The sequence below is a fragment of the Sedimenticola selenatireducens genome, assembly GCF_007625115.1.
Classification (GTDB): Bacteria; Pseudomonadota; Gammaproteobacteria; order Chromatiales; family Chromatiaceae; genus Sedimenticola; species Sedimenticola selenatireducens_A.
The window spans coordinates 192,328-216,897 of record NZ_VMNH01000003.1 but is presented as its reverse complement, the minus strand read 5'-3'; the positions used below and the strand labels follow the sequence as shown (position 1 = coordinate 216,897).

Annotated in this window: 22 protein-coding genes; 8 read left to right on the top strand and 14 right to left on the bottom strand. The window is 50.3% G+C overall.

What is annotated here, in order from left to right:
- Window positions 1-27: 27 nt before the first annotated feature.
- On the bottom strand, window positions 28-852 hold the full coding sequence (locus FHP88_RS02120) for an inositol monophosphatase family protein (protein ID WP_144357327.1): 825 nt from the start codon (window positions 850-852) through the stop codon (window positions 28-30).
- Between the two features lie 146 nt (window positions 853-998).
- On the opposite strand from FHP88_RS02120, the gene FHP88_RS02115 reads away from it, so the two are divergent.
- Window positions 999-2,978 (top strand): transglycosylase SLT domain-containing protein, encoded by a 1,980-nt coding sequence (locus FHP88_RS02115; protein ID WP_186297562.1) that lies wholly within the window; start codon window positions 999-1,001, stop codon window positions 2,976-2,978.
- Here the strand turns inward: FHP88_RS02115 and FHP88_RS02110 are convergent.
- Together FHP88_RS02110 and FHP88_RS02105 are read right to left on the bottom strand one after the other, a co-directional pair.
- Entirely contained in the window at window positions 2,953-5,397 is a 2,445-nt protein-coding gene (locus FHP88_RS02110; RefSeq protein WP_144357325.1) for a hypothetical protein, read from the bottom strand. The genes FHP88_RS02115 and FHP88_RS02110 overlap by 26 nt on opposite strands.
- Window positions 5,398-5,432: 35 nt before the next feature.
- A complete protein-coding gene (locus tag FHP88_RS02105; RefSeq protein WP_144357324.1) occupies window positions 5,433-5,873 on the bottom strand; it encodes a sigma D regulator in 441 nt (146 codons plus the stop codon).
- 103 nt (window positions 5,874-5,976) lie between these two features.
- Here FHP88_RS02105 and FHP88_RS02100 point away from each other — a divergent pair, with 103 nt between their 5' ends.
- Entirely contained in the window at window positions 5,977-6,552 is a 576-nt protein-coding gene (locus FHP88_RS02100; protein ID WP_144357323.1) for a hypothetical protein, read from the top strand.
- An 87-nt stretch (window positions 6,553-6,639) separates the two neighbouring features.
- Here FHP88_RS02100 and FHP88_RS02095 read toward each other — a convergent pair whose 3' ends face one another.
- Together FHP88_RS02095 and FHP88_RS02090 are read right to left on the bottom strand one after the other, a co-directional pair.
- The gene (locus FHP88_RS02095; RefSeq protein WP_144357322.1) at window positions 6,640-7,458 is read right to left on the bottom strand and encodes a PEP-CTERM sorting domain-containing protein; all 819 of its coding nucleotides are present in this window, start codon (window positions 7,456-7,458) and stop codon (window positions 6,640-6,642) included.
- 445 nt (window positions 7,459-7,903) lie between these two features.
- Window positions 7,904-8,965: an aminopeptidase gene (locus tag FHP88_RS02090; RefSeq protein ID WP_144357321.1), complete on the bottom strand. Its 1,062-nt coding sequence runs from the start codon at window positions 8,963-8,965 to the stop codon at window positions 7,904-7,906.
- Window positions 8,966-9,019: 54 nt separating this feature from the next.
- On the opposite strand from FHP88_RS02090, the gene FHP88_RS02085 reads away from it, so the two are divergent.
- Both FHP88_RS02085 and FHP88_RS02080 read left to right on the top strand, forming a co-directional pair.
- Window positions 9,020-10,234 carry a multifunctional CCA addition/repair protein gene (locus FHP88_RS02085; protein WP_144357353.1) on the top strand — a complete coding sequence of 405 codons (1,215 nt, stop codon included), beginning with the start codon at window positions 9,020-9,022 and terminating at the stop codon, window positions 10,232-10,234.
- 123 nt (window positions 10,235-10,357) lie between these two features.
- The gene (locus FHP88_RS02080; protein WP_144357320.1) at window positions 10,358-11,884 is read left to right on the top strand and encodes a serine/threonine protein kinase; all 1,527 of its coding nucleotides are present in this window, start codon (window positions 10,358-10,360) and stop codon (window positions 11,882-11,884) included.
- Between the two features lie 61 nt (window positions 11,885-11,945).
- On the opposite strand, the gene FHP88_RS02075 is transcribed toward FHP88_RS02080, so the two are convergent.
- Entirely contained in the window at window positions 11,946-14,294 is a 2,349-nt protein-coding gene (locus tag FHP88_RS02075) for a methyl-accepting chemotaxis protein (protein WP_144357319.1), read from the bottom strand.
- 235 nt (window positions 14,295-14,529) lie between these two features.
- Window positions 14,530-15,714 carry an NAD(P)/FAD-dependent oxidoreductase gene (locus FHP88_RS02070; RefSeq protein ID WP_144357318.1) on the bottom strand — a complete coding sequence of 395 codons (1,185 nt, stop codon included), beginning with the start codon at window positions 15,712-15,714 and terminating at the stop codon, window positions 14,530-14,532.
- Between the two features lie 161 nt (window positions 15,715-15,875).
- On the opposite strand from FHP88_RS02070, the gene FHP88_RS02065 reads away from it, so the two are divergent.
- Together FHP88_RS02065 and FHP88_RS02060 are read left to right on the top strand one after the other, a co-directional pair.
- Entirely contained in the window at window positions 15,876-17,231 is a 1,356-nt protein-coding gene (locus FHP88_RS02065) for a DEAD/DEAH box helicase (RefSeq protein WP_260843132.1), read from the top strand.
- A gap of 5 nt (window positions 17,232-17,236) precedes the next feature.
- Window positions 17,237-17,464: a DUF3820 family protein gene (locus FHP88_RS02060; protein ID WP_144357317.1), complete on the top strand. Its 228-nt coding sequence runs from the start codon at window positions 17,237-17,239 to the stop codon at window positions 17,462-17,464.
- A gap of 7 nt (window positions 17,465-17,471) precedes the next feature.
- On the opposite strand, the gene FHP88_RS02055 is transcribed toward FHP88_RS02060, so the two are convergent.
- Together FHP88_RS02055 and FHP88_RS02050 are read right to left on the bottom strand one after the other, a co-directional pair.
- Window positions 17,472-18,038, bottom strand: coding sequence for a plasmid pRiA4b ORF-3 family protein (locus FHP88_RS02055; protein WP_144357316.1), 567 nt, complete (start codon window positions 18,036-18,038; stop codon window positions 17,472-17,474).
- Window positions 18,039-18,191: 153 nt separating this feature from the next.
- Window positions 18,192-18,980: a hypothetical protein gene (locus FHP88_RS02050; RefSeq protein ID WP_144357315.1), complete on the bottom strand. Its 789-nt coding sequence runs from the start codon at window positions 18,978-18,980 to the stop codon at window positions 18,192-18,194.
- A gap of 155 nt (window positions 18,981-19,135) precedes the next feature.
- Here FHP88_RS02050 and FHP88_RS02045 point away from each other — a divergent pair, with 155 nt between their 5' ends.
- Both FHP88_RS02045 and FHP88_RS02040 read left to right on the top strand, forming a co-directional pair.
- On the top strand, window positions 19,136-19,870 hold the full coding sequence (locus FHP88_RS02045) for an NYN domain-containing protein (protein ID WP_144357314.1): 735 nt from the start codon (window positions 19,136-19,138) through the stop codon (window positions 19,868-19,870).
- A 60-nt stretch (window positions 19,871-19,930) separates the two neighbouring features.
- Window positions 19,931-20,377: a DUF3465 domain-containing protein gene (locus tag FHP88_RS02040; protein ID WP_144357313.1), complete on the top strand. Its 447-nt coding sequence runs from the start codon at window positions 19,931-19,933 to the stop codon at window positions 20,375-20,377.
- Window positions 20,378-20,380: 3 nt separating this feature from the next.
- On the opposite strand, the gene FHP88_RS02035 is transcribed toward FHP88_RS02040, so the two are convergent.
- The 5 genes from FHP88_RS02035 to FHP88_RS02015 form a co-directional block, all read right to left on the bottom strand.
- Window positions 20,381-21,544 carry a hypothetical protein gene (locus FHP88_RS02035; protein WP_144357312.1) on the bottom strand — a complete coding sequence of 388 codons (1,164 nt, stop codon included), beginning with the start codon at window positions 21,542-21,544 and terminating at the stop codon, window positions 20,381-20,383.
- Window positions 21,545-21,683: 139 nt separating this feature from the next.
- Window positions 21,684-22,373: a DUF2461 domain-containing protein gene (locus FHP88_RS02030; protein WP_144357311.1), complete on the bottom strand. Its 690-nt coding sequence runs from the start codon at window positions 22,371-22,373 to the stop codon at window positions 21,684-21,686.
- A 90-nt stretch (window positions 22,374-22,463) separates the two neighbouring features.
- Window positions 22,464-23,390, bottom strand: coding sequence for an AEC family transporter (locus FHP88_RS02025; RefSeq protein ID WP_144357310.1), 927 nt, complete (start codon window positions 23,388-23,390; stop codon window positions 22,464-22,466).
- A 144-nt stretch (window positions 23,391-23,534) separates the two neighbouring features.
- Complete coding sequence (locus tag FHP88_RS02020; protein WP_144357309.1) at window positions 23,535-23,792, bottom strand: hypothetical protein; 258 nt, start codon at window positions 23,790-23,792, stop codon at window positions 23,535-23,537.
- 84 nt (window positions 23,793-23,876) lie between these two features.
- Window positions 23,877-24,563: a hypothetical protein gene (locus tag FHP88_RS02015; RefSeq protein WP_144357308.1), complete on the bottom strand. Its 687-nt coding sequence runs from the start codon at window positions 24,561-24,563 to the stop codon at window positions 23,877-23,879.
- Between the last annotated feature and the right edge of the window lie 7 nt (window positions 24,564-24,570).

The window sequence follows — 24,570 nt, the reverse complement described above, 5'->3', positions numbered from 1 at the left end:
TAAGTCTCTGAATCAAGACTTACTCTGTTAGTCAGGAAACGCCGAGTCCTTCAGCCATTTTTGCCACAGCATGAAAAGCGGCTTATCAACGGCGCCCATAGCGGGCATGACCTTTAGCCCCAGGCGCGGTTCCGATGACATTGAGTCGTCACAGAACACCCCACCCGCTTCAGCGAATATCAGCCGACCCGCGGCATAGTCCCATAGCTTCTGGCCACCATGCAGGTTGAGATGGGCGCGACCAGCGGCCAGCCAACACCACTCCAGCGCAATCGCCCCAAAACAGCGTTGCGAGCGATAGGGCGGCTCATTGGCCAAACGGTTGGCGAGTGCCGGCGTCAATCGCTTCAAATCCACGAAAGCAATGCACTCCTTCAACGAACGGGGGCCTTCGTACAATCTGAGCAGCTCATCATTGAGCCAGGCGCCCTTTCCCCGCTCGGCACGAAAACACTCATGCCGAACAGGGTCATAGACAATACCCAGAACCGCCTCCCCTCCCATAACCAGCGCCAGCGAGAGGGCAAAGAATGGCAAGCCCGAAGAGTAATTCGTTGTGCCATCCAGGGGATCAACACACCAGTAACAGTCCGTCTCGGCAACCGCCTGCTGTTCTGCTTCGGTCATCTCTTCGCCCATCAATGGAATCTCGGGCCAGAATTCCGCCAGTCTTTCAGTCAAGCTCACCTGCACAGCCAGATCAGCATCGGTCACCAGGGTGCCATCACGTTTCCGCGAAATCTCTGGATGACGGTAACGTGAGAGCACTTCGGCCTCGGCTATCTCTATGAGGATATGCTGGATCTGCTGACTGCACGGCCAGACAGCGTGATTTACTAATTTGCTATTCATGCCGCTATCATCCCGTATTACCTGCATTCGGGCAATCAACTACGTCCGTGTAAATAGAGGGGTTTTCCCCCTTGCACCTTGGCGTCAAGGGCCCTAAGCTTTCCTGTATGCCGATGGCTTTATGCAATAGTAGGATTAACAGGGAAGTGCAGCAGTTCAAACGTGGCAGTGTGCTGCCTATATTGCTGTGTCTGCTTTTTTTATTTCCTGGTACAGGCTTCGCCAGCCAGGATCTTGACACTCAGCGTAAGGCCTTCCTTGCAGCCGAACGCATCTTAGCCACGGGCGATCTGAACAAATTTAACACGCTCAAAACCTCACTTAAAGACTACCCCCTCTACCCTTATCTCGAATACAAGGCACTTCGACTTCAGCTTGCAAAGCTGGATAGCAGTCAGGTGGATGCATTCATCACCACCTATGCGGACTCTCCTCTATCTAGACAAATGCGCAGGGTGTGGTTGTCCCGATTGGCCGACAAGGGGAAGTGGTGGACCTATCTGGTGTTCTACCGCCCCAATCTGGGCACAACACTACAGTGTCACTATCTCACTGCCCTGATGGAGACAGGAAAGGCGGAAAAGGCCCTGAAGCAGGCAAAGACCATTTGGCTTCACCCCCGCTCCAGACCCGACGAGTGTGACACCATTCTGGAAACCTGGATCAATGCTGGCCTCCTAACACCCGAGTTGGCCTGGAAGCGGGTAGCACTGGCCATGCAAGCGTCGCAAGGCCGCTTTGCCCTCTATCTAAAACGCTACCTCTCCCCAGAGCAGCAAGCCACGCTTGACCTTTGGCGTGAGTTACAGCGGGATCCAGTGCAGGCCTTCAACAAACCACAACCCCTACTTGAAGGGGACAGTGCCCACAATGCCATCATGCTCGACAGTTTTAAGCGGCTGGCAAGACGCGATGTCGATGCAGCCCTTGATATCTGGCAAAAAAATATCGCTCACCTCCCCTTCAGCAAAGAGCAACACTACCAGGCACAGCGGGCTCTGATGTTGGGGTTAATCAGGAATGATCATCCGGACCTGCTGGCCCACCTAGGCAACTTTACACCCACTCCTGACGATGAGCGCTTACACGAGAGTCGCCTGAGGGGCGCCTTGAAACAGCAGGCGTGGCCACAGATACTGGCATGGATCAATGAGCTACCTGACTCACTGAAGCATTCTGATCGCTGGCGTTACTGGGAGGCACGAGCAAAGGCTGAAACGGGTAACAAGCTATCTGCGCAGAGCACACTGCAAGCACTGGCTAAAGAGCGGAGTTATCACGGCTTTCTTGCTGCCGACCTAGTCGATCAGGCGTATCGTTATGACTCCACACCACTCGACCTTGAACAATCGGGCATTGATCACCTGGCGAAACGCCCTGGATTGATGCGAGCCCGTGAGCTTTTTCAGTTAGGGCGTTTTGTCGATGCCCGACGTGAATGGCAGATGTCCATTCGCCAACTGAACCGACTGGATTTAAAAAGGGTTTCCAAACTGGCCCAATCCTGGGGCTGGCATGATCGGGCTATTTTTACCCTGGCCAGAACGGGTTACTGGGATGACCTGGAGTTACGTTTTCCGCTTGAACACATGACGCTGGTTGAAGAGAAATCCAACGCAAAAGCGCTTGATAATGCCTGGATATTTGCCGTTATGCGGCAAGAGAGCGCCTTCTCCAGTGATGCCCAGTCACCCGCCGGCGCCATGGGGCTGATGCAACTGATGCCAGCAACGGCGAAATTCATTGCCCGAATAGAGAACATTAGGGCACCCAAGAAGGCACACTTGGTACGACCTGAGCTAAATATTACCCTGGGTACTGCCTATCTCAATCATGTCTATCAACAGCTTGGGACAAATCAGGTCCTGGCGACCGCGGCCTATAATGCAGGGCCAAATAATGTTCGCAAATGGCTGCCTGAGGCAACCCTCCCCGCAGATATCTGGGTGGAGCTGATCCCCTTTAATGAAACACGGCGCTATACTGAGCGCGTGCTAAGCTATGCCGCAATCTATGATCAGCGCCTGAATCAACCGTTACAGCGACTATCGATGCGTATGTCACCGATCCATCCGAGAAGTCAGTTGGCGGCAAAAGAGGTTAATGGAAAAGACGTGGCTTTGTAGTGGTATCGTCTGACACCGTATTTGGTAGATCAGGAAGAGGACGTCGGCGCGTGTTGGCCTGCTCAATGGCATAGCCAATCATGTCGGGATCAGTAATCACTTGATAATAACAGCGGCCATCCGCGGCTTTTCGTCCCGGCTTTTCGCCATCCCACAGCGTTACCTCAGCCTCTCTGATCACCAGGGCATGCATATGTCCCTCAAGATCAGGGTAGCGCGCCAGCAACATGTGGTCATTCCTGGCCCGCTTTCCCGACTCCAACTCGACCTTCCGGAATGAGAGCTCCGACTTCAGCTTGTAGTAAGCGGGGACATCCAGCTCAATACCATTCACATTGTAGCGAATCAGTTTATCTGAACTCTCCTTGTCGATACTTGCAGTCGGCGTGGGCGCCAGCACCATCACACCTCGTCCAAGCGCTTTACCGTAAGCCGACTTTTTCACCGCTGCTGAACAGGACGAGAGCTGGTCAGCCCGGTTAATCGCAGGAGAGATCATGATCTCCCGGCCCTCATCATAGAGAAAGGTCGGTGCTTCATCGCTGAAGGCAATCCCCAGACCCAACTCCAGCTCTGGCAACTCTTTTTGCCTGTTTTCCACATTCTGCTTATCCACTACCTGGAGAATCTTGCGCGCCAAGCCGCAGGCATGGGCCACACAAAGCCACTGGTAGGGTGTATCTTCATACTCAAAGATACTGAGGATGACGGCATCCCCTTCAATAAACACCTTCTTGGCTCCATAACTTTCGAGCAGTTTATTGATCGGCTCAAAGAAGTTGAGACTGAAATGGGAGGCCGGATTGAGATTGCGCTTGCGCAGTTCACTGGTCATGACGGTTGAACCCCGCACATCGGCCTTAATAATGACGTGATTGCGGATGCGGTGCTGCTCCGGCTTCAACTCCTGCCTAAGAGGGAACTCCACTAAACTGCCATTACGCCGAGATAGCTCTATATCTTCCGGACGTCTCAGCAGGTGTACACGTCGCATGGCGGCATGCGCCGTATAGGCCTGCTTGAGATCGCGTCTAAACAGAGCAAAGTGGCGCAGAAAACTGAATATCCGTCTGCGTCTGCGCGGTCCAGGGATACTCCGGAGGGATGCCATCGAACGATCCAGGACCTTGATCGCCTGAACCAAATTGGGCTTCGAAGCGAGGCTGTTCAATTTTCGCTGAAGATCTCTTTTTGGCAAACGCCCCGTGAGATACTGCGCAATTAAGCGAACGGGTACCTGACGATTCAACTCCTGATAGACGCCCGGCGCAGCATGACAGGCCAACAGATCCAACTCGACACGACTTCCTTGAAACGCCTTCAAAATCCGCTTCATCAAACGATTATGGAAACTGGGCCATTTATCATGCGTCCAACTGGCGCGCACAATAGGGCCATCATAATCCGTGCGGATTGCGTTGCTGTGTTTGACTGAATAGACCAATCGATCAATATTCTCGGGAAGATCCAGCCAAGAGCAGTTACCTGTCTCATACTCTGCAGGCTGCAACGACCGCCTTAAAAGCATCAATGTCTCGGTATACCCTATCAGCCCCCCCTGATCACCCCGATTACGCCTAGCGGCTGTCTGGATATCGCCACTGGTTGCCTCAAATTCATCTGTCGGCTCGGCAGGCCAGCACCAAGAGGGCAGATAGTCAGTAAAAAGACTGATGACGAGCCGATTGACTCGATTAAAACCATCAGGATCCTCCTTATCTGTACAGACCAGAGGATAGTGTCCCATCAACTGCTCATCAGCCCAGAGTGAGGGAAGCTGTAGCATCGGATTAAAGAGTAACGGTTTCGGTATGGGCCAGGAACGCCCTAACACCGACTTACGCAATTTACTGAGACGCATATTCTCCAGTTTCAGCATCTCTCGGAACATACGGCGGGTTATGCGATAGCGGATGGAAGATTCATTCTTGGCTAGCAACACAAGTCGATCATGTAACTGCACCGATTTACCTGTTGATTGATGGCTGTCCATACTTTTGGCCCGCTGCACCTGATTGCGCAACCGTCCAAACTCATCATCCACCAATTGCAGCAGAAACTTCACTACACTGAACTGGAGCAGCTGGACCATCTCGAGCCGGTTATGCTTTCTTGCCCGGTCCACAGTCAACTCCATCAACCCGGCATAACCCTCGCGTACGGCCTGAATATCTTTATTGTCTGGTGGTGGCGGTGGTTCGCCCCAATAGTTTTCCGTTACATCATGCAACAGTGAACGGCGCACCAACATCCGACACCGATCCATAAACTCCTGGCTCAACAACACATCGATTCGATTGTTGTCGATACCCATTGGGAGTCGGTCAAAAAGGAGTTTGAAGGGTGTTTTTTTCTGTAGCGGCTTGCTGAACTCCTCAGCATCAGGAGCCCAGCGAAAAAGCTTTTCCAGACTTGCCACGCTATCGCTCCCCTCTTAATTCAGCCGAAGACCCTTCAGCGCAACAGCGCACCAACCAGCTTATCTTCAAGCTCAATGCGATTCGCCAACTCTTCCCCGAGCATTGAGAGATCTTCGGTCAATTCATCCATGGACTGAATATGATCACTCAGGTCGTACTTATCATTAAAAGCCACCACTATATCCGTTACCTCTGAGATACGCGGATAGGCTTTCTCCGCCACTTTGATCACCTCCCCCCTACGCTCTTCACCCGAAGTGATCCGGTCATAGACTTCAAAATGCCCAAAGGCCACATAGTCTACCAACAGCTGGCAGAAATCCCGTAATAGCTGTTTCTCTGGTTTATCTGGATCGAATGATTCAATGCCGGCCAACTTGCAATACAGCACCAACATCTGCTGCCGCTCTGCCAGCCATTTATCGACCATTTCTTGTGTACGGGCGCGACGTTCTTGCCCACTGCTATTGTGCATAGACCCCATTTCCTGACCTTTCTTAATCTAGTTTTTTTACTAAAAGGTACACTAAGATAAACACCATTTCATGCAACTGGCAAGTATCTCTATGCCTTTGATAATGCAAATAGAAATATCTGATAAACTGAGTGAAGCTCAAGGTAATGCAATTGTGAGGGTAAAGGTGAAGAAAAACCGGGTTTTTATCACACTGATTCTGCTGACAGTGATACCCCTAAATACACACAGCCTGGAGTATCCGAATCGCTATAACAACATGGCTGAAACCCTGTTTGATATGATGGATGCCTTCTCATCAGCCTATCAACGGCGACGTCACGAACGTGATAACGACAATTACGGGGCATACGTCACCCCGCCCGGCTACTCACCCCACTATGGCGAAACCTACCCCTACCCACCCACGCCCTATGGACCGCAAAAATTTCCGCTGAATGGCAGCTGGCAAGGCGAAGGGGGGGAAATCCTGGTAATAAGAAATCAGCAGTTCAGAATCTATCTGGATCGTGATAATTACCTGGAAGGACGCTTACAACAAATCCATCCACAAATGATCGTGCTGCAGGATTTACAGACGGGACAGGCAAGACCCTATCAATTTGCCGAGTCAAAAGGCCGGTTGATACTCCTTGATCCCTCAGACAATCTGCTCCGCTACATCCGCATTGGTTGGTAGGTAACCCAAGTCAAGTCAGCCAGGTAAACCGCGAAAGACAAAAAAACCCGCCTACAATCTGGCGGGTTTTTCATATACAAAAAGTGACTAAACCTTACTGCGTTTCCATCCAAACCCTAACAATCCTAATCCAAAGAGTGCCAAGGTAGCAGGCTCTGGAACATTATTCGTATTGTGATCATTGGGATCTTCATTTGGCGCAATATAGTCACCAAAATTTGCCGAAATGTAGGGTATCGCACCTGATGCTGCTGATGAATGCCCAAAATGATAACGCATATCTACACCATTGGGCTGAATACCAAGCGATACATGACCAACACTGGCACCAGAACCCCAAAGATCTGTAGTGGTAACACCGGTAAGCAGTATCGACGCAGGGTCCACATCATTCACGGCATTATCATGAGAGCCTGTTATTAAATCAAATCCCAGTTGCGCTAGAATCGGATTAACATTCATTGTCCAGTCTGGATTGTGATCGGTACCAAACCAGATACCACCACTAAAGCTGTCAAACGCAGCGGCAACATTTTGTATCAGCGCCACTTCTGAGGCGTTATTGGGCTGAAAATGATACCCGTAAGAACGTGAATCCATTACGACACTATTATGTGCCCCATAAAAGGTCTGTACTGCATCGCGGTCAGCTTGATTTAAGTAACTGGTCGAAGTCAGATCCCAAACAAACAAGCTATCGTAGCTACCCGATGCCAGTGATGTCGCCAGGCTTCCGCCTGTTCTTGCGTCAACAATAGTTACCGTGTGGCCTACCGCTTCGAGGTTTGCCTTCATCTCAGTGTAACCCGTGTAATCAAACTGGGTCAGCAATATATTACCTGAAAAAGCCGGGGTGCTTATAAGGGCCGCAATAAGTACACCCCCTATCTTTTTAACTATTTTCATTGAAAGATCCTCCTCTCCATTGGACAGCTACAAATCAAATTTTACTAGGCAATTTAAAAACACCATTATTAGGATGCATTAATCATACCAAAACCATAGTATATTGATTTTTATTGTATTTTTTTGATGCATGGCATCCGCGACAGGCACTTTGTAAAATAAAATTAACACCTTTCGTAAATATAGGCCGCTTAGCGTCCAAAAAAGTCAATGCAATGCCCTTTTTTCCAAAAAAAACATCCGTTAGGGTCATTTTTAAACTGAACATGTAAAGTAAACTGACATTCCATAGGGTTTCCCCTAGATCCAGCCACACCCCACCATTCATAAATACAGTCTGAAAGGCATTCACTACGTTTAGCTAGACTTTTAATTCGAACGTATAGATTAATGTTGGACACGCAACCAAACACTACGACAAAGGCGGACCCATATAAAACGCTAGTCATAGGGCCATCAATACTATTAAACGTTTTCTGCGCTCTTCTTCTGATAACAATCCTAATGATCTACAGGCTTGATAAAAAGCAGGTAATTGACCATCCGCCTCGATAAGCAACTGTTTTAAAGCGGGCTTCCACTGTTCATAAGTAGCAATAGACACTAGATGGGCATTATTCAGATCCCGATCAAACCAGCCATCAAACCCCGAATAACCCTCCCAGGTTTTCTTCAACGACTCATACCGCTCACGCAGTGATTGGTAGAGTGTCGCTTTACGCTGTTGCATCTGATCAGGCGTCCACGCCTGATCAAACAGCACCTGTAGCTGTTTACGTGTTTCCAACAGCAGGCCTATAAACTGCTGTTCGCGCTGCTGTGAGCGTTGCCACTGCTCAAGGCGTTGTGCATCCTGATCCTCTAACCATTTGACAACACCTACCTCCTCCACGAAACCGGCAAATGCCTCATTAAAGGCACTGTCGTCCTTCACATAGAGTTGTTGGTGAGCTAATTCATGGAAAATTAATCCGGCAATTCGGGGGCTAGACCAACCCACGATAGTACTGGGAAGGGGATCATCAAACCAACCTAATGTTGAGTAAGCAGGCACTGGTTCCACAGCCACATCCAGCCCTTGCGCACGCAATTCATCGGCATACAAATCGGCACTCTGACGCGAGAAGTAACCGCGGTAACTGGCACAGCCAATAACCAGATAACACCACTGCTTGGGCTGCATGGAGAATTGAGGTGCAGCGACGACACTCCAGACTACGGCATCACGCTCTAGATCAGCATAGCTTCGATAGCTGTCGTTATCAGGCAAGGCAAGGGAGTCCGAAGCAAAATCACGTATTTGCTTAATGGCTGCCAACTGCTGCTTTAAACTATCGGGAGTCTCTGGGTCCTGCAAAACCGCCACAATAGGACGACGCTGTCCCATCAACTGCAGATGTCCGCCAATAGACTGGCTATAATAGCTGAGGGAACTGCAGCCTTGCAGAACCAAAAAGGCAGTCATCAGTATGAGGCCACAACCGAGCGTTTTGGGGCGCTGTTTCATGCTGAGCTAACAGGATATTGAGTCGTCATAGTGAGTCATTCTAACATTTCAGGGATGCGTGCCTATCTGGTGGGTGGTGCCGTACGGGATCGTCTACTGGGATTGGTCGAGAGTGATCATGACTGGCTCGTAACCGGCATCACTGCAGAGCAGCTGTTGGCACAGGGGTTTCGCAGGGTTGGCCAGGATTTCAGTGTCTTCCTACACCCACTTACCACGGAAGAATACGCCTTACCTAGAGGTAAAACGCAGGAGCAGAACGAATTCAAGCAGGTCTGCAATGATCTGGTAGCGCGTGATCTGACGATTAATGCCATGGCCCTGTCACCTGAGGGTGACATCATTGACCCCTTGAATGGTCAAGCGGATATACAAGCAAGGATACTGCGTCACACCCCTACTTTCAGACAAGACCCAATCCGGGTACTAAGACTGGCCAGATTCGCGGCCCGCTTGAATCCCCAGGGATTTCGCATTGCCGACGAAACACGCCGCATGATCCACAAAATGGTCACATGTGGTGAACTCAATGGACTGGTTTCGGAGCGGGTCTGGGCAGAAGTGAAACACGCGCTGGAGAGTGATGCTCCGGTCGTCTTTTTTGAGACCCTGCGTGATCTAAAGACACTCGGTATCGTCATGCCCGCATTGGATCGGTTGTTTGGTGTGCCACAGCCGGCCAAGCATCACCCAGAGATCGACACCGGCATCCACAGTCTGATGGTACTCAATCAGGCAGCAGGCTTGCGCAAAGATCCTGAGACACGTCTGGCTGCGCTGTTGCATGATCTTGGCAAGGGCACCACCCCACCTGACCAATGGCCAAGTCATCACGGACATGAACTGCGGGGCGTTAAACTTATCGATGCCCTGTGCGATACCCTGCGAATTCCCAATCGTTTCCGGGAACTTTCACGGTTGGTGGCGGAGTATCATACGCATTGCCATCGGGCATTTGAGCTCAAACCCGCCACACTGGTCAAAACCCTGATGGCGCTGGATGCACTACGACGACCTGACCGGTTTGAGCAGTTCCTCGCGGCCTGCGAGGCCGATTCGCGTGGCCGTACAGGGTTTGAGACGTGCGCCTATCCACAGGCCGCCTACTTCAAAGCGATCCAACAAGCGGCAGCAGCGGTAGATACTGGAGCGATCGCCAAACAGTGCCATGATCCGCTACAGATTGCAGACACCCTATTCCAGGCCCGCAGCCGGGCCGCAGCTCAAGCCAAAAAGACCTGGCAGGCATCACATTTACCGCCAAAATAGGTGAATTGGTTCTCAATTTTCACTGACTTCGGACGAAACATTTATATAAGGCGTTAACCTCTTTCCTAACAGGAACTGAAACTGACCCAGTTCCCACCCGCGTTAAAGCTTACGGAACCATGAATGAACCCGAGCCAACAGATTCAAGTCCCCGGCTATCGCATTGAGCGCGTTCTGGGAAAGGGCGGGATGGCAACCGTCTATCTCGCCACCCAGATGTCATTAGGCAGACCGGTGGCACTTAAGGTTCTGCATGATCCGGATACGCCGCAGTTTTTTGAGCGCTTCTTCAACGAAGGTCGCTGCATCGCTCGACTCAATCACAGCAATCTGGTGTCGATTTATGACATCGGCCAGGGCGAAGGATTTTACTACATAGCCATGGAATTTCTGCCTGGAGGCGATCTCAAGTCCCGAATTGCCCAGGGCATCAAGCCGTCCCAGGCCCTGAAGATCCTCGTCCGCCTTGCGGGCTGTCTTGCCTACGTGCATGGCGAAGGCGTAGTCCACCGGGACATAAAACCTTCAAATATCCTTTTCGGGACAGATGGCACTCCCGTACTGACCGACTTTGGCATTGCCAAGCTGATTCAGGCCGATAATGATCTCACCGTGACCGGCACCGTAATGGGCAGTCCACACTATCTCAGCCCGGAATTGGCACAGGGAAACCGGCGGGTTGATGGGCGCTCAGACCTTTACAGTCTGGGCATCATTTTCTATGAGATGCTCACCGGGAGAAAGCCTTATACGGCAGACAGTTTTGCTGCCACATTGATGGCCCATATTCAGAAACCATTACCCAAACTACCTGAACAGTACGCCAGCCTACAGCCCATTCTGGATAAGCTGTTGGCAAAGAAGCCGGAGGATCGCTTCCAGAGTGGCGCAGAACTGTTGATGAACCTGCAGCCCTTGCGCAACAAGAAACGTTTACTGCTTGACCCTCAGGATACAGAAAATCCGACTTCTGAGACTCGCTCTATGGAAGTTGCCGCTTCTCCATCAAAGAGTTATCGCTGGCTGATCTATCCTGCACTGGGCGGTTTTCTTCTATTGAGTTGGTTTGGGTTCAGACAAATGACAAATGCCCCTGACTCATCCCCAACAGCAGAAGCATCTAACCAAGCTGAAGCGTCAACACAAATGGCCATAGTGGCGCCAGCCAGCATGGCTGAACAAGAGGCCCCCTCTGCGCCGATCAGTGAAACGGCAACGGAACTAGAGCCAGAAGAAGTAGCGAAACCAACAGTGGACGCCGATACAGAAGAGACCACATCGGCAGTTTCTCCGAAAACTGATCTCAACAATCTGCTCGCTAAGGCGCAACAGCGTTTCGCTGCGGATAAACTGAGCTACCCTAGCAGCGACAGCGCCCGCTTTTATTATCAAGCTATTCTACAACAGGAACCCGGGCATCCAGAGGCGACCAAGGGTCTGGATAAAATAGCCAACCGCTATGCCGACTTGGCTCAGATTCAAATCAATAACGGCCGTACACTGAAGGCACGCCGTTATCTGAATCAGGGTCTGGAAATTCGCCCAAAGAGCCGGCGATTAATCCGCATGATGAACCTGCTAAATCGTCCTGTTAAACCAAAAAGCAGTGCCGATATCTTCGATAGGCTTGCCCCTGAAAATGACCGTTGACCTTGCATAAAAAAAGGCGCTCCGAACCGGGAGCGCCTTCTGATCCCCATGGCGATCTGTGCTATATCTTGAACTGCCCTACGATACGCTGTAGTTGACCCGCGAGATTATTCAATCCTTCACTGGCCGAGGCTGTCTGCTGCGCACCCTGCGCCGTATGCTCACCAATCTCATTGATCCCAACGACATTACGATTGATCTCCTCGGCCACTACACTCTGCTCTTCAGCGGCACTGGCAATCTGGGTATTCATATCACTGATCTGATTAATAGAGTTGGTGATTGACTCCAACACCTCACCCGTTCGCACCGCGTAGTCCGAACCGCGTTTAGCCTGAATATTGGTTTCACCCATTGATTTTACTGCTTCTTTGGAGGCCGACTGGAGACGCTCAATCATCTCTTGGATCTCCTGGGTAGACTTCTGAGTCCTGGAAGCCAGCGTACGCACTTCGTCGGCAACGACAGCAAACCCACGTCCCTGCTCACCGGCACGGGCTGCTTCAATGGCCGCATTAAGCGCCAACAGATTGGTCTGCTCGGCAATATTCCGAATCACATCCAAGACGCCGCCAATCTCAACACTGTCCTGCTCTAAACGACCGATGACACCCGCAGCCGTTTCAACTGTTTCTGAAAGCGCGTGGATAGCCGCAATACTCTCATCAACCGTGCCTTTTCCTTCGGCCGCCTCATCTCGCGCCCGCATAGCAGAGCTGGCCGCTGACTCTGCATTCTTTGCCACCTCTTGAACAGTAGCCGCCATCTGGTTAGTCGCCGTTGCAGCCTGCTCGGTTTGACCCTGTTGATTGCTGATACCTATGCGTGTCTGCTCAGATACCTGAGAGAGCTGTTCAGCCGAAACAGAGAGATTTTGTGTGACGCCATTCAGCTCACCGACAACACCCTGCATCTTATCCAGGAAGCGATTAAACCAACCGGCCAATTCACCCAATTCATCCTTACTGCGTGCATCAAGACGACGAGTCAAATCACCCTCGCCCTCCGCAATATCCTTTACCGCATCAACAGTGTGCTGGATCGGACGCACAATAATCCCGGTAAAAATCCAGCCAATCAGGGCGCCAATAACAAATACAGCCACAGCAAGTCCGATCGCCACACCGGCAATACTACTCTTCAACGCCTCAACAGAGCGGAACGCCTCTTCCGTGCTCATTTCAGCGAGAACCGCCCACTTGAAACCGGGAATATTGAGCGGCGCATAGGCACTGAGCACTTCAGTACCCCGATAATCTACATAATTATTAATGCCCGATTCACCGGCTATGGCCGCCTCTGTCGAGGGTGATTTCAATAGCTGGATACCAATACCCGAGTGTTTTGCCTTCGCTTTGTTAATCTGCTCAGCCGACAGCCCAGCCTTGCTCAAACTATCCAGGTAACCCGCTTCATTTTCAATTTGAAAACGGCTATCGCTACGCAGCAGATAATTCTGATCCACAATGAAGCTTTCACCTGACTCACCCAGCCCAACATCGGCCCAACGCCGATCATGCGTCATGATATCGGAAAGCCGTTCAACCGAGAGCTCAAATATCAGCACACCAATGTGAGTACCGCGACTAAATACAGGTGAGGCAAAAAAGGCCGTCTGATTGTCGAACGAGGGGGCGTATTCAGCAAAATCAGAAATAGCGATGAAACTCGGGTCATCTGCTTCGTTGGCCTGTTTGAAAACCTGCGCCAGTCGACTCTCCGCAAAGGGACCCGTAGTCAATGATGTGGCAAATTCCGGTTTTTTAGATACGGAGTAGACCACTTCTGCGTCTTTAGCATTGACCAGGAAAATATCAGAATAACCAAACCGCTCCTGGTAATCCTTCAGCGAGTTATGGAAACGCTTGTGCATCACCTCATAGAGTGATCCATCTTCCGGAGCCTCCATCGCACTCTTCTGACCCAGCGGATTGGGGTTCGCTGCAATATAGGCATGCTGAAGTGTAACCCCAGTACCCGATAACTTTTCAACCCAACTGTCCGCATCAACCTGCACCCCGCCATTCTGCTTTTTATATTCATCAGCGAACGGTCCTTGATAAAACGCCACTAACTCCTTGCGCATCTTTTCAAGCTTAGGGGCACCGGCTTCACCCGTCGCCTCTACACTACTTTGATAGTTGGTATAGGCATTGGGGAGCGATTTCAGGGCATCGACAACCATACGATTGTCGGACAAGGTTACAATCTGCGCCTGTACAGTGGCAAAGTAACGCTCTATCGCTTTTTGACTGCTGTTTCGAAGAGCAATCATTTGATTCTGCGCCTTGGTTTCAAGTGCTTCGCGGCCATTTTCAACGGCAACCCAACCGAGTACGGCACTCACAACCACCACCGGTATTAACATCAGGAGACTGGCACCAACAGTCAATTTTGTCTTGATTTTCATAATAAAACGCGTCCCAACGGGCAGTCCGGATCATTCATCGGAATCAGTATTAACAAGTGGGAGCAGACAAGGTTCTGCAATCAATAGCCACCCACATCCTCTGCCGCCATATCTTCAGCGGTCATGTAGGGGGTAGCGACACTTGCAGATGAAACTTAAACGACATTAATCATACACTTAATAGATAAGTGTTTTGGAATATTCACGTACTCTTTACATGGGAAGGATATGCGGCTCAGACATACTGTCCTGCGGCATAACCGGAGGACCAGGCCCACTGAAAATTAAACCCACCAAGATGACCGGTGACATCCATTACTTCACCGATAAAAAAGAGGCCCGGCTGGCGTTTGCTCTCAAAGGTCTTGGATGAAAGTTCATCCGTATCGACGCCCCCAAGGGTCACTTCAGCGGTTCGATAACCCTCCGTCCCTGCCGGTTTCAATAACCAACCGTTGAGATGATCGGCAATACCTTTTAGTAGCTGATCCGGCATATCAGTAATCGTCCGCTCACTCCATTCTGACCAATACAACGACATCAACTCGACTACCAGTTTCTTGGGTAATCGCCTCGCCAACAGGTTCTTCAACAAACCTTTAGGGTGTTCTTTTTTCCATAACCCGAGTAATTCATGGGCAGACTCACCCGGCAGAAGGTCAACCCGAATAGTATCGCCCGGTTGCCAGTAATTGGATATCTGCAGTACAGCAGGGCCGCTCAATCCCCGATGGGTAAACAGCATCTGCTCTGAAAAGGTCCTATCACCCGTGGAAATCGCTACCGGGAGGGCGATACCAGACAGACGCTCTGTCACACCCTTCATGCGATCACTGAATGTGAAAGGCACCAACCCAGCGCTCACAGGTAATACCTTAAGACCAAACTGTCGGGCGATCTCATACCCGAAGCCACTTGACCCCATGGTCGGTATTGAGAGTCCACCCGTCGCCACCACCAGCGAGTTCGTTTCATAATCACCCTGACGGGTTGCGAGCCGATAACCAGCTGAGTAGTCGATGGTCTGTATCTCACAATCGGTAACTAAACTGACCCCCGCCTTTTCACACTCGGATAACAACATATCAAGGATCTGTCGTGCCGAGTGATCACAAAAAAGCTGGCCATGTTCACGTTCGTGATAGGGAATTTGGTAGCGCTCTACCAGTGCAATAAAATCCCACTGGGTGTAGCGCTTCAATGCCGATTTACAGAAATGTGGATTAGCCGAGACGTAATTATCGGGCTCTACAATACGATTGGTAAAATTACACCGGCCGCCACCCGACATGAGGATCTTCTTACCCACTTTTTTGCTGTTATCCAGCAAGGCGACACGACGCCCACGACGGGCAGCCGTCGCCGCACACATGAGACCGGCGGCACCAGCCCCGATAATGACAACCTCATACTGCTTCACAATTTCACCCTGATTCAGTGACAGAGGCTGGATCAGACCTCTCGCTCGGATTATCTCACAGATGCACGATCAGCTTCACAACAGCAAATATCCCAACATCCTGACTACAATGGATTACAATACCGGCTTTTCCGATTCCATTGTTTGTTAAGGTGACCCCGTTGCTAGCCAGTTTCCCCCTGCACACCCTCTTACTCCAAACCCTCGAAAAGCTTGGCATGAAAGAGGCCACACCGATCCAGGAACAAGCCATCCCGGTGATCCTGGCGAACCGGGATCTGATGGCAAGCGCCGAGACCGGGAGCGGAAAAACCTTTGCCTTCCTGCTGCCTACACTCGATCGCCTGCTGAATAAGCCGGCCCCGGAGAGTGGTACCCGCGTATTGATCATGGTGCCAACCCGTGAGCTGGGTCATCAGATCCTTAAGCAGGGGGAAAAGCTGATCAGCGAAACCCGTCTTCAGATCGGCCTGATTACCGGCGGCGAATCATTCAAGTATCAGCGCGCCCTATTCCGAAAAAATCCCGAGATACTTGTCGCTACCCCAGGCCGCTTGCTGGAACACCTGGAACAGGACACGCCCGATTTTCGTGACCTGGAAGTACTGATCCTGGATGAGGCCGATCGGATGCTGGATATGGGATTCAGCGAAGACGTACTGAAAATTACTGAACAGTGCAATAAAAAGCGCCAGACGCTGCTGTTTTCCGCAACACTGGGGCATCGAGGCCTGCGCACTATCACCGACTCGCTACTCAAAGAGCCGGAAATCATCTCGCTCAGTACCGTACGGGACCGCCACAGTAATATTACCCAGCAGGTCATCCCCGCTGATGACAAGCTGCATAAGCAACGCATATTGGCCTGGCTGCTGAAAAATGAAACCTATGATAAGGCCTTGGTGTTCACCAACACCAAGCTGCAGGCCGACGCCCTCGGCCCGGAGCTCAGAAAAGAGCACCTGCGGGTTGGCGTATTACATGGTGATATGACCCAGGACGAACGAAACCAGATCATGGGTTTTCTACGCCAGGGCACTATTAAGGTCCTGGTAGCCACTGATGTGGCTGCCCGTGGTCTGGATATCAAGGGCGTAGACTTGGTTATCAACTTTAACATGGCCCGCAGTGGCAAGGATTATGTCCATCGCATTGGCCGCACCGGACGGGCAGGCGAACAGGGCCTGGCCATTTCGCTGATCTCACATCAGGAGTGGAACCTGATGACCGGCATCGAACGCTACCTCAAACACGAATTCGAGCAGCGCACGATTCGAGAAGTCGCCGGTAAATACAAAGGACCGAAAAAGATCAAAAGCTCAGGAAAATCCGCTGGCAGCAAGAAAAGCAAGATCGCTGCAAAGGAAGAGACGCCCAAGGCCAAGAAAGTCAAACAGCGTCTACGGGACAAAAAGAATATTGGTAAGCGGCGCCAACCCAGTGGCACAGGTTCGCAAGAGGCACCACGGGAAGCAGGGCATAAACCACTGACACGAAAACCCAAGAAACCTGAATAACAGCTATGTTTGAAAAACAAGATTTGATCAAACTTGCCAAGATGGAGATGCCCTTCGGCAAATACAAAGGGAGTCTGTTGATTGACCTGCCGGAGCCCTATTTGCTCTGGTTTGCCAACCAGGGATTTCCTGAGGGTAAGCTGGGACAACTGCTGGCATTAGCGCTTGAGATCAAAACAAACGGCCTGGAAAATCTGATAGAGCCTCTAAAACGTATACCGACCATTCACTGAAATGCGGTCAACCCAGTCGACGATGTTTATCTCGGAGCAGTTCATTGGTGAGGCTGATATCAAAAAGATCAGGTGAAAAATCACCCCCAATCCAACGAACCATATAGTCGTGCTCAGGATGTGACGGGTCTGCCGTGGCCTCAATGAATTCGTCATAACCTGGCGGACCACCCACATCTTCTGGCGGACAGGCGCGCTCACCATAACAGCAAAGGGGCAAGGGCTGTGAAAGGTCATAGGGAAGAATCTTCTCCAGCACCACCCGATGTTCCCAGGCATCGCCAAAGTCATAGATATAGAGCAGATTCTCCCCCTCCTTCTTCAATACCTGGCGTAGACGGGTTTGCTGCTCATTGGCCGTATCATCCGGAAACTGATCATCCGGCACACCGTATTTATCACCATCCTTGATAAACATATGCATGTGAATATTGGTCCAACCCATGGCAATCTGCAGGGTGTTATGCAAATCCGCCAAGGTATCACTATCAGCAACGCGAAGCTGCCTCCAAACCTCGGGGACTACACCCAAGAGACTGACATTCAGCTGATAGACTTTTCGTAAATAATCCATATTTATACTAGGTAAATAGGCTTTTCCTCGGAATAGCATCATAACAACCCAGTGCCAGAGTAAAAGCCCAACCTGTTAAAAAGATGATCTCGCTCAATAGGTCTTATCAATCACGGTTAATGATAAGTCTAACCCTTATTATAGGATGGTTTTCTAGATCGATACGGAATCAAGCGACATTCTCAGGTTTTCCAATGACGCCTCTCTACCACGAACATCCCGCATGGCCTCTTTGAAATAGCCGCGAAGTGATTTTTTAAGATGCCGGATCACCTGTTTCTCCGGCAGAGCCTTAAGTACCGAGAAGATAGCCAAGGCATAGGTTAAGTCATACTGTGAGAGGTAGCTCTCCCGTGCTGTCGAAGCTGCGCCACAGCTACCACACCCACCCCGCCTAAAGTTGAAGGCACTGTTCGCCATCATCAATCCAAAACCAAGAAATACCGTCAGAATTTCACAGGCATGGGGCCAGTTCTCACTCCCACCCGGTGGTGGCTCTTTTGCCATAGTCGCAAGGTAGTGTGCCAAGGTATGTGCCAATGAACCGATCAGAGCCTCTGGATTGCCTACCTGACCCGGATCATAGGCGATGATCAACTGCGCCTCTGTATTGGGCGGCAAAATATCACCCCCTCTACGCACTGCGCCAGGGATGGCAACCCGGCCTTGCTGGGATTGGTCATACACATCCTGAGTAACCAATCGACAGGGCCAATGCCCCAGATGAGCATACTGCTTCACCTGCTCAAGTATTAGATTAGCCATACCCTCCACGCTGTCTACTCGACCAGGGAAGTGTTCATTAGTGGGTGTGACTAACAGCGTGCTCTGAAAAAAGAGATCCGAGTCGAACTCGCGCAAAGCCCAGGCAAACAGCTCGAACTGCCAGGCAATCGAGGCGTCATCCAACACTTCCCGCTGTTTTTTGAATAAGTTAAGCAAAACCGTCTCCACTTTTTAAAATCGGCTTTATTATGTCAGAGAAACTGGACCATTGAGGCATTTTCATAGAATGGGTTCTGATGCTAATAAAAGTCTGCTAGTCTGAATACATACTGTGATCATTAACCTGAAACGGATTAGCAAACACATAAATTATGGAAAATTCTGACAGACTGGCTGTCCTTATTGACGCCGATAATGCGCAACCCAGTATTGTAGATGGATTGCTTTCTGAAATTGCCAATTTTGGGACCGCCAGCGTCAAAAGAATATACGGTGACTGGACCTCTCCCGGCCTGAAAGGTTGGAAAGAGGTTCTATTGGAACACTCGATCCAGCCGATGCAGCAATTTGCCTACACCAAGGGTAAAAATGCCACTGATAGCGCGATGATTATTGATGCGATGGACTTGCTCTATACGAATAACTTTAACGGTTTCTGCATCGTATCCAGCGACAGCGATTTCACCAAACTGGCATCCAGAATAAGAGAGTCCGGGTTACTGGTCTACGGCTTTGGCGAGAAGAAAACGCCCGCACCCTTTGTTTCTGCCTGTGACAAATTCATCTACACAGAAGTCTTACGCGCAAAGAGCGATGAAAGTGCCGCTATTGTTAAAAAATCCAGCAGTGAATTAAAGAAAGACACGAAATTGATTCGACTATTGCGGGATGCAGTAAATACCGCGTCCGATGACAGTGGTTGGGCACATCTTGGGCCTGTCGGAAGTACTATTGCAAAACAGTCACCTGATTTTGATCCGCGAAATTACGGCTATGGGAAATTAGGAGAACTGGTTGCAGCCACCACTCTTTTTGACATTGAGTCGCGGCAAATTGGTTCCACCAATTCAAAGGCGCTTGTTGTTCGGGACAAACGCCATAAGTAAAGCCTCTGATCCTCCAGACTTAACATTCGGCGCAGACTGGCGAATAGCAGAACTGTCGATATGAATCAGATAAAAAAAATACTCGGGCTGATACTGCTGGTTGGGGTCGCGCTCTATGGGTATAACGAAAACGCACGCTATGCACCTAACCCTGATAATAATCGTCAGACCACTACCACGCAGTCTCTCCAGTATGCCTATGACAATCGGCTGAGCGATATACAGGTCAGTGGAAGTGGCACTGTGTTACACCTCTTGGCCGATGATAACGAGGGGAGCCGGCACCAGAAGTTTCTGCTAAAAATATCCAGCACTCAGACGCTGCTGATCTCGCACAACATCGATCTGGCACCAAGGATTGATTCGCTAAGGAAAGGTGACACCCTTCAGTTCTTTGGTGAATATGAATGGAATCCAAAAGGCGGGGTTGTTCACTGGACACACCATGATCCAAATGGACGCCATATCGACGGCTGGCTAAAGCATGCAGGTAAAACCTATCAATAAGCCTTACTCACTGCCCCAATATTGTGTGCTGATCGGCTCACCCAAGTCGGCCTCAACCAATCTCCGCCGCACTTCCAGCAATCGTTCTATCAACTTCGGCTCTTTCTCTTCATAGGCTGCTGCATCCGGTGTGCGCTTTACCACCACACCCAATAACTCAGTAATGGCATTTCCGATAGAGTTTTGACTGATTGTCACCACCAGCCGCCCCGTATCATCACGATACAGGAGCTGCTTAAACGCCGGCTGCCAGCGAATGGCATTGGCGTATTTGGCATCATGCACACATTGATCCCGCACCTTCTTGGCTGTCTTGAGAAAATCATTATTATAGAGCAGGGTGCTTTCTATCTGCTCTGGATAGTAGGCATCCTTGGGAATAGGGGCATTGCGAGTTGAAACCTGGGTGAAGAAGGTGCGATAGAAATCGATGAATCCCTTGAGAATGGCATCATATTCACGCCAGAAATAGATACTCTTCAGTACATCCACGCCACCTTGTACCTCCCAACTGGGAAGGCCCTGAGGATAGCCGGTCAATTGAATGCGACAGGTCCCGTCGGTTACGGGCTTAAGAATCTCCAACTCCAGCTGTGAGAAGAACTCATAATAGACATCATGCATGTAGGCTTGAAACAGGCTGTGCTGCCCACCATCGGTCAAATTGGGATTCTTCTCATCGGCAAACCTGGCATCACTTATCTGTTTCTTGTCAAAGGCAATAAAGTGATTGTGCAACATCCGAATACTGGGTACGCCCGGCGAGGTCAACGGCCAAGTCGCATCAAGACTCGCCTCACCCGCGAGAATCAGCGCCTCATTCGGGTCCGGATACTGCTCCAACATATACTCAATCAACACCTGATTCATCCGATTCCAGACATGCCGAACATGATTAGGCACCTGGGTCCGGCGCACCGGTCTACCCAGGGGATCAAGGATACAGTTTGAGGTGTTATAGATAATTGATGCGTCAAACTCGTTGCTGTGCCCGAGTGCTTTGCGATAGAGCAGCAGGTTTTCCGGATTCATTAACAAGCCGTTGTTATGCACCAGGTCATTGAGGTTTTCTGTACTATTGAAAAACTCATTGGGCATCATCCCTTCCGGCACCTCCAGGGGAATGGGGCGGAACGGTGTTTGGATCTCGCGGGGACCTGACTGCATATCCTGAACCTCAGACACAATATTTTATTTATATCTATATAAGACATTGAAATACCTAATAATTTAATCAGGCATGAACATCATAGAGCAACGAAAAATATAAGCAAATATTAATATTTTTTCGAGGAGTAGAACCCGCTCAATAATTCACATTCAGGGCCGTACAGAGATAGCGCATCAATAGGTCAGCTTGTTGAAAATCCTTTAATACGGACTGGGTAAAACGTTTGCCATGAATGGAGTCAGAGGCAATGGACTTTATCGCAATGAAGTCCTTTCTTTTCAGATCATCGATCAATGGATGATCTGCACTGAAACCTCTGGGCGGGCGTATTAAAGAATCCCCTTCAAGTTGAAACTGTTTGGCAAATGCACCACCCTGCACCGCTTTTTTCCAGGCGGCAGGGTTGTCATCGATAAAGGTGCGGATCTGGTTAAGCTCTTTGGATTCGGGGTGCCAGATGCCCGCCCCCACAAAACAGCCTTCAGGTTCAATATGCACATAAAAACCGGGTGCATGAACATCTTTCCCCAATTCATGCCGAAACTGAATACCGATATTCGTCTTATAGGGCGTCTTGTCTTTGGCAAAGCGGGTGTCGCGGTAGACCCGCATCAATGATCCACCCACCTTTTTCGGGATAGCGCGAAAATGGGGCGATATCTCTGTCAGACCCGGGCCAATTGATTCAATGAAGGCCAGTGCAGGTTCGCGCACTAAAGCCTCATAGCGGGACTTATTGTCATTGAACCAGGTCTTGTTATTGTTGAGGTTTAATTCGCTGAGAAACTGCAAAGTTGCAGCAGGAAATCCTTCAAACAGAGCCATTATGGTCTCCCTATGCTGAGCGTCTAATGCGCCTCATCCAACGGGTACACTTCAAATGACGCAAACCTAAGACTCACTTTAGCGCCTCAATCAGAAACCTGCCACCCAGATCATTACCGGCAGCGTTATGGCTGAAGCGATCACCTGGACAGTAATCAGGTTGGCCATCAACGGTGCATCACCACCCATCTGGCGTGCCAGGATATAGGAGGTGGCGGCTGTCGGTACCGCCGCCGCAATAACGGCCACCGTACGCGGCATGCCTTCAATACCAAACAACCAGGCCCCGGCAAACATCAGCAATGGCATACCCAGTAAGCGTATTGCCGCACCAAACGAAACGAGCACGCGATGATCCAGTACCAACGAAAATCGCAACCCAGCCCCTACCGAGAGTAATCCCAAACCGAGTGCGCCACCGCCTAAAATATCCAGCAGTGAGTAGAGCTGTGATGGAAGGCCAATGCCTGTAAGATTCAATGTAGCACCCATCACACAAGCGATAATAAATGGGTTGCGCAACAATTTATGCAGCACATCGTTCAGACTGCTGTCACCGTCAGTAAAACGCGCCAACACAGCGACATTGATCACATTCAATGGCGGAATAATAACCGCCATGATGATCGCCATGTAAGCCACACCCTCATCGCCATACAGCAACCCCACGATGGATAGCGCAATAAAGCCATGCCAACGGGTCGCACCCTGAAACAGGCTGGTAAAGGCGGGGCCATTGATATGCAGCCAGCGTTTCATCATTGGTTGAAATATCAGCAACAGCAGGCTCATGCCGAAGATGGCAAACAGCACCATTGCTGAAAACAGCAACAGCTCTGTTGAGGCAATTTTTGCTGTGGCTAGCGTCTTGATCAGTAGGGAAGGGAACAGAACGAAGTAACAGAGATTTTCAAATCCGAGCCAACTCTCATCACTGAATAGCGTGGTCCGGCGCAACAACATCCCGAGTACGATAATGGCGATCACCGGGATGAGTGCATTAAATACAGCGATCATGGCTCAGGCCGTTCCTTCAGTACGAAAGCGAATAACCCAAGCGGAAGGGCTGGGCTGAGGGGTTATCTTATGCGAAACAGTCGAGCCCCACAATTAACAAAAACGACCGAATTCAACACGCCGTTGAATCAATAAAGCCCCAGCCTAAAGCGGTGAGCCGCGCCCGTTTGTTGGGCAAGTGCCATTACCTGTTGAACAGGGCGAAGGCCCAGGTAATTCGGCATTGCCTATGCGCAGATATTGACCAGACTCCTCTGCCCAGATCACCTCGTGGGGTGGTATCTCTTCCGATGGAAAAGGAATCAACTGTCCACGCACACCATCGTTTTCGATGACCTGATAGGTTTCTCCAAACAACTCCAGAATATCACCTGGCATAAAGTCACTTTTATATGCTGGCATAACGAATTCGCCTCTCAATGTTGGCCCCTGGTTAATCTACCCTCTTTTTAGTATCTTTTGCAACCATTCGACTATCTCAACACTTCACATCGGGATAAAAACCGCCGAGGCAACCGACTGAATAATCGTCTTGATCCTGCGATTACTACTCTGAGCAATAATTCTGGCCATGCTGTCCTGTATGGCTATCAGCTTACCTAACAGGCGCTCATAGCTGAGATTATTCACTCGACCCCCTGTCTCATTACTGATCAGAAAAAGCCGCCCTTCGCTGTCGCGATCATGGCTCAGCTTCCAGATTGCTATCTCAATATTACGCGCGGCGTTGTAGAGCTTTTGCGGATCCAGTTCATCCGTCAGATAGAAGCTCTGCTTATTGTTATGCGCCTGCAGAATCATCCCTCGCAGTCCCTCGACAAAGGCCAACACCCGATCACCGGAGTAGTACGAGTCAAATGCCAGCGCAATGCTGTCACTTCCCCGCTTGCCTTGCAGCTCAGGAAACACCCCATCACGGCCTGTCCCGAAAACCCGATCTACCGCCTGGCTGAGTGATTCCGCGCCACCCTTCGGCCACTCTCGCGGGTTTCGACGATAGAGCTTATCCATGAGTTCCTGCAAATACTCCAGGCTGTAGCGAAGCTGGATCTCCGTAACCATATCGACATCACTCTTGGCGATATCCTCGACTTGAAAATCACGCGTCTTGATGGGTGAGTTTCGATCTGGTGCACTGTTGCATCCCATCAACGACACAACCAGTAACAGCATCAGTAGA

Excerpts from the sequence above, each read along its gene's own strand:
- FHP88_RS02090 (WP_144357321.1), bottom strand. The coding sequence starts at position 8,965 with ATGAAACAGCGCCCCAAAACGCTCGGTTGTGGCCTCATACTGATGACT.
- FHP88_RS02105 (WP_144357324.1), bottom strand. The coding sequence starts at position 5,873 with ATGCACAATAGCAGTGGGCAAGAACGTCGCGCCCGTACACAAGAAATG.
- FHP88_RS02040 (WP_144357313.1), top strand. The coding sequence starts at position 19,931 with ATGAATCAGATAAAAAAAATACTCGGGCTGATACTGCTGGTTGGGGTC.
- FHP88_RS02095 (WP_144357322.1), bottom strand. The coding sequence starts at position 7,458 with ATGAAAATAGTTAAAAAGATAGGGGGTGTACTTATTGCGGCCCTTATA.
- FHP88_RS02055 (WP_144357316.1), bottom strand. The coding sequence starts at position 18,038 with ATGGATTATTTACGAAAAGTCTATCAGCTGAATGTCAGTCTCTTGGGT.
- FHP88_RS02030 (WP_144357311.1), bottom strand. The coding sequence starts at position 22,373 with ATGGCTCTGTTTGAAGGATTTCCTGCTGCAACTTTGCAGTTTCTCAGC.
- FHP88_RS02075 (WP_144357319.1), bottom strand. The coding sequence starts at position 14,294 with ATGAAAATCAAGACAAAATTGACTGTTGGTGCCAGTCTCCTGATGTTA.
- FHP88_RS02015 (WP_144357308.1), bottom strand. The coding sequence starts at position 24,563 with ATGCTGTTACTGGTTGTGTCGTTGATGGGATGCAACAGTGCACCAGAT.
- FHP88_RS02025 (WP_144357310.1), bottom strand. The coding sequence starts at position 23,390 with ATGATCGCTGTATTTAATGCACTCATCCCGGTGATCGCCATTATCGTA.
- FHP88_RS02045 (WP_144357314.1), top strand. The coding sequence starts at position 19,136 with ATGGAAAATTCTGACAGACTGGCTGTCCTTATTGACGCCGATAATGCG.
- FHP88_RS02080 (WP_144357320.1), top strand. The coding sequence starts at position 10,358 with ATGAACCCGAGCCAACAGATTCAAGTCCCCGGCTATCGCATTGAGCGC.
- FHP88_RS02120 (WP_144357327.1), bottom strand. The coding sequence starts at position 852 with ATGAATAGCAAATTAGTAAATCACGCTGTCTGGCCGTGCAGTCAGCAG.
- FHP88_RS02020 (WP_144357309.1), bottom strand. The coding sequence starts at position 23,792 with ATGCCAGCATATAAAAGTGACTTTATGCCAGGTGATATTCTGGAGTTG.
- FHP88_RS02035 (WP_144357312.1), bottom strand. The coding sequence starts at position 21,544 with ATGCAGTCAGGTCCCCGCGAGATCCAAACACCGTTCCGCCCCATTCCC.
- FHP88_RS02085 (WP_144357353.1), top strand. The coding sequence starts at position 9,020 with ATGCGTGCCTATCTGGTGGGTGGTGCCGTACGGGATCGTCTACTGGGA.
- FHP88_RS02100 (WP_144357323.1), top strand. The coding sequence starts at position 5,977 with ATGCAAATAGAAATATCTGATAAACTGAGTGAAGCTCAAGGTAATGCA.
- FHP88_RS02060 (WP_144357317.1), top strand. The coding sequence starts at position 17,237 with ATGTTTGAAAAACAAGATTTGATCAAACTTGCCAAGATGGAGATGCCC.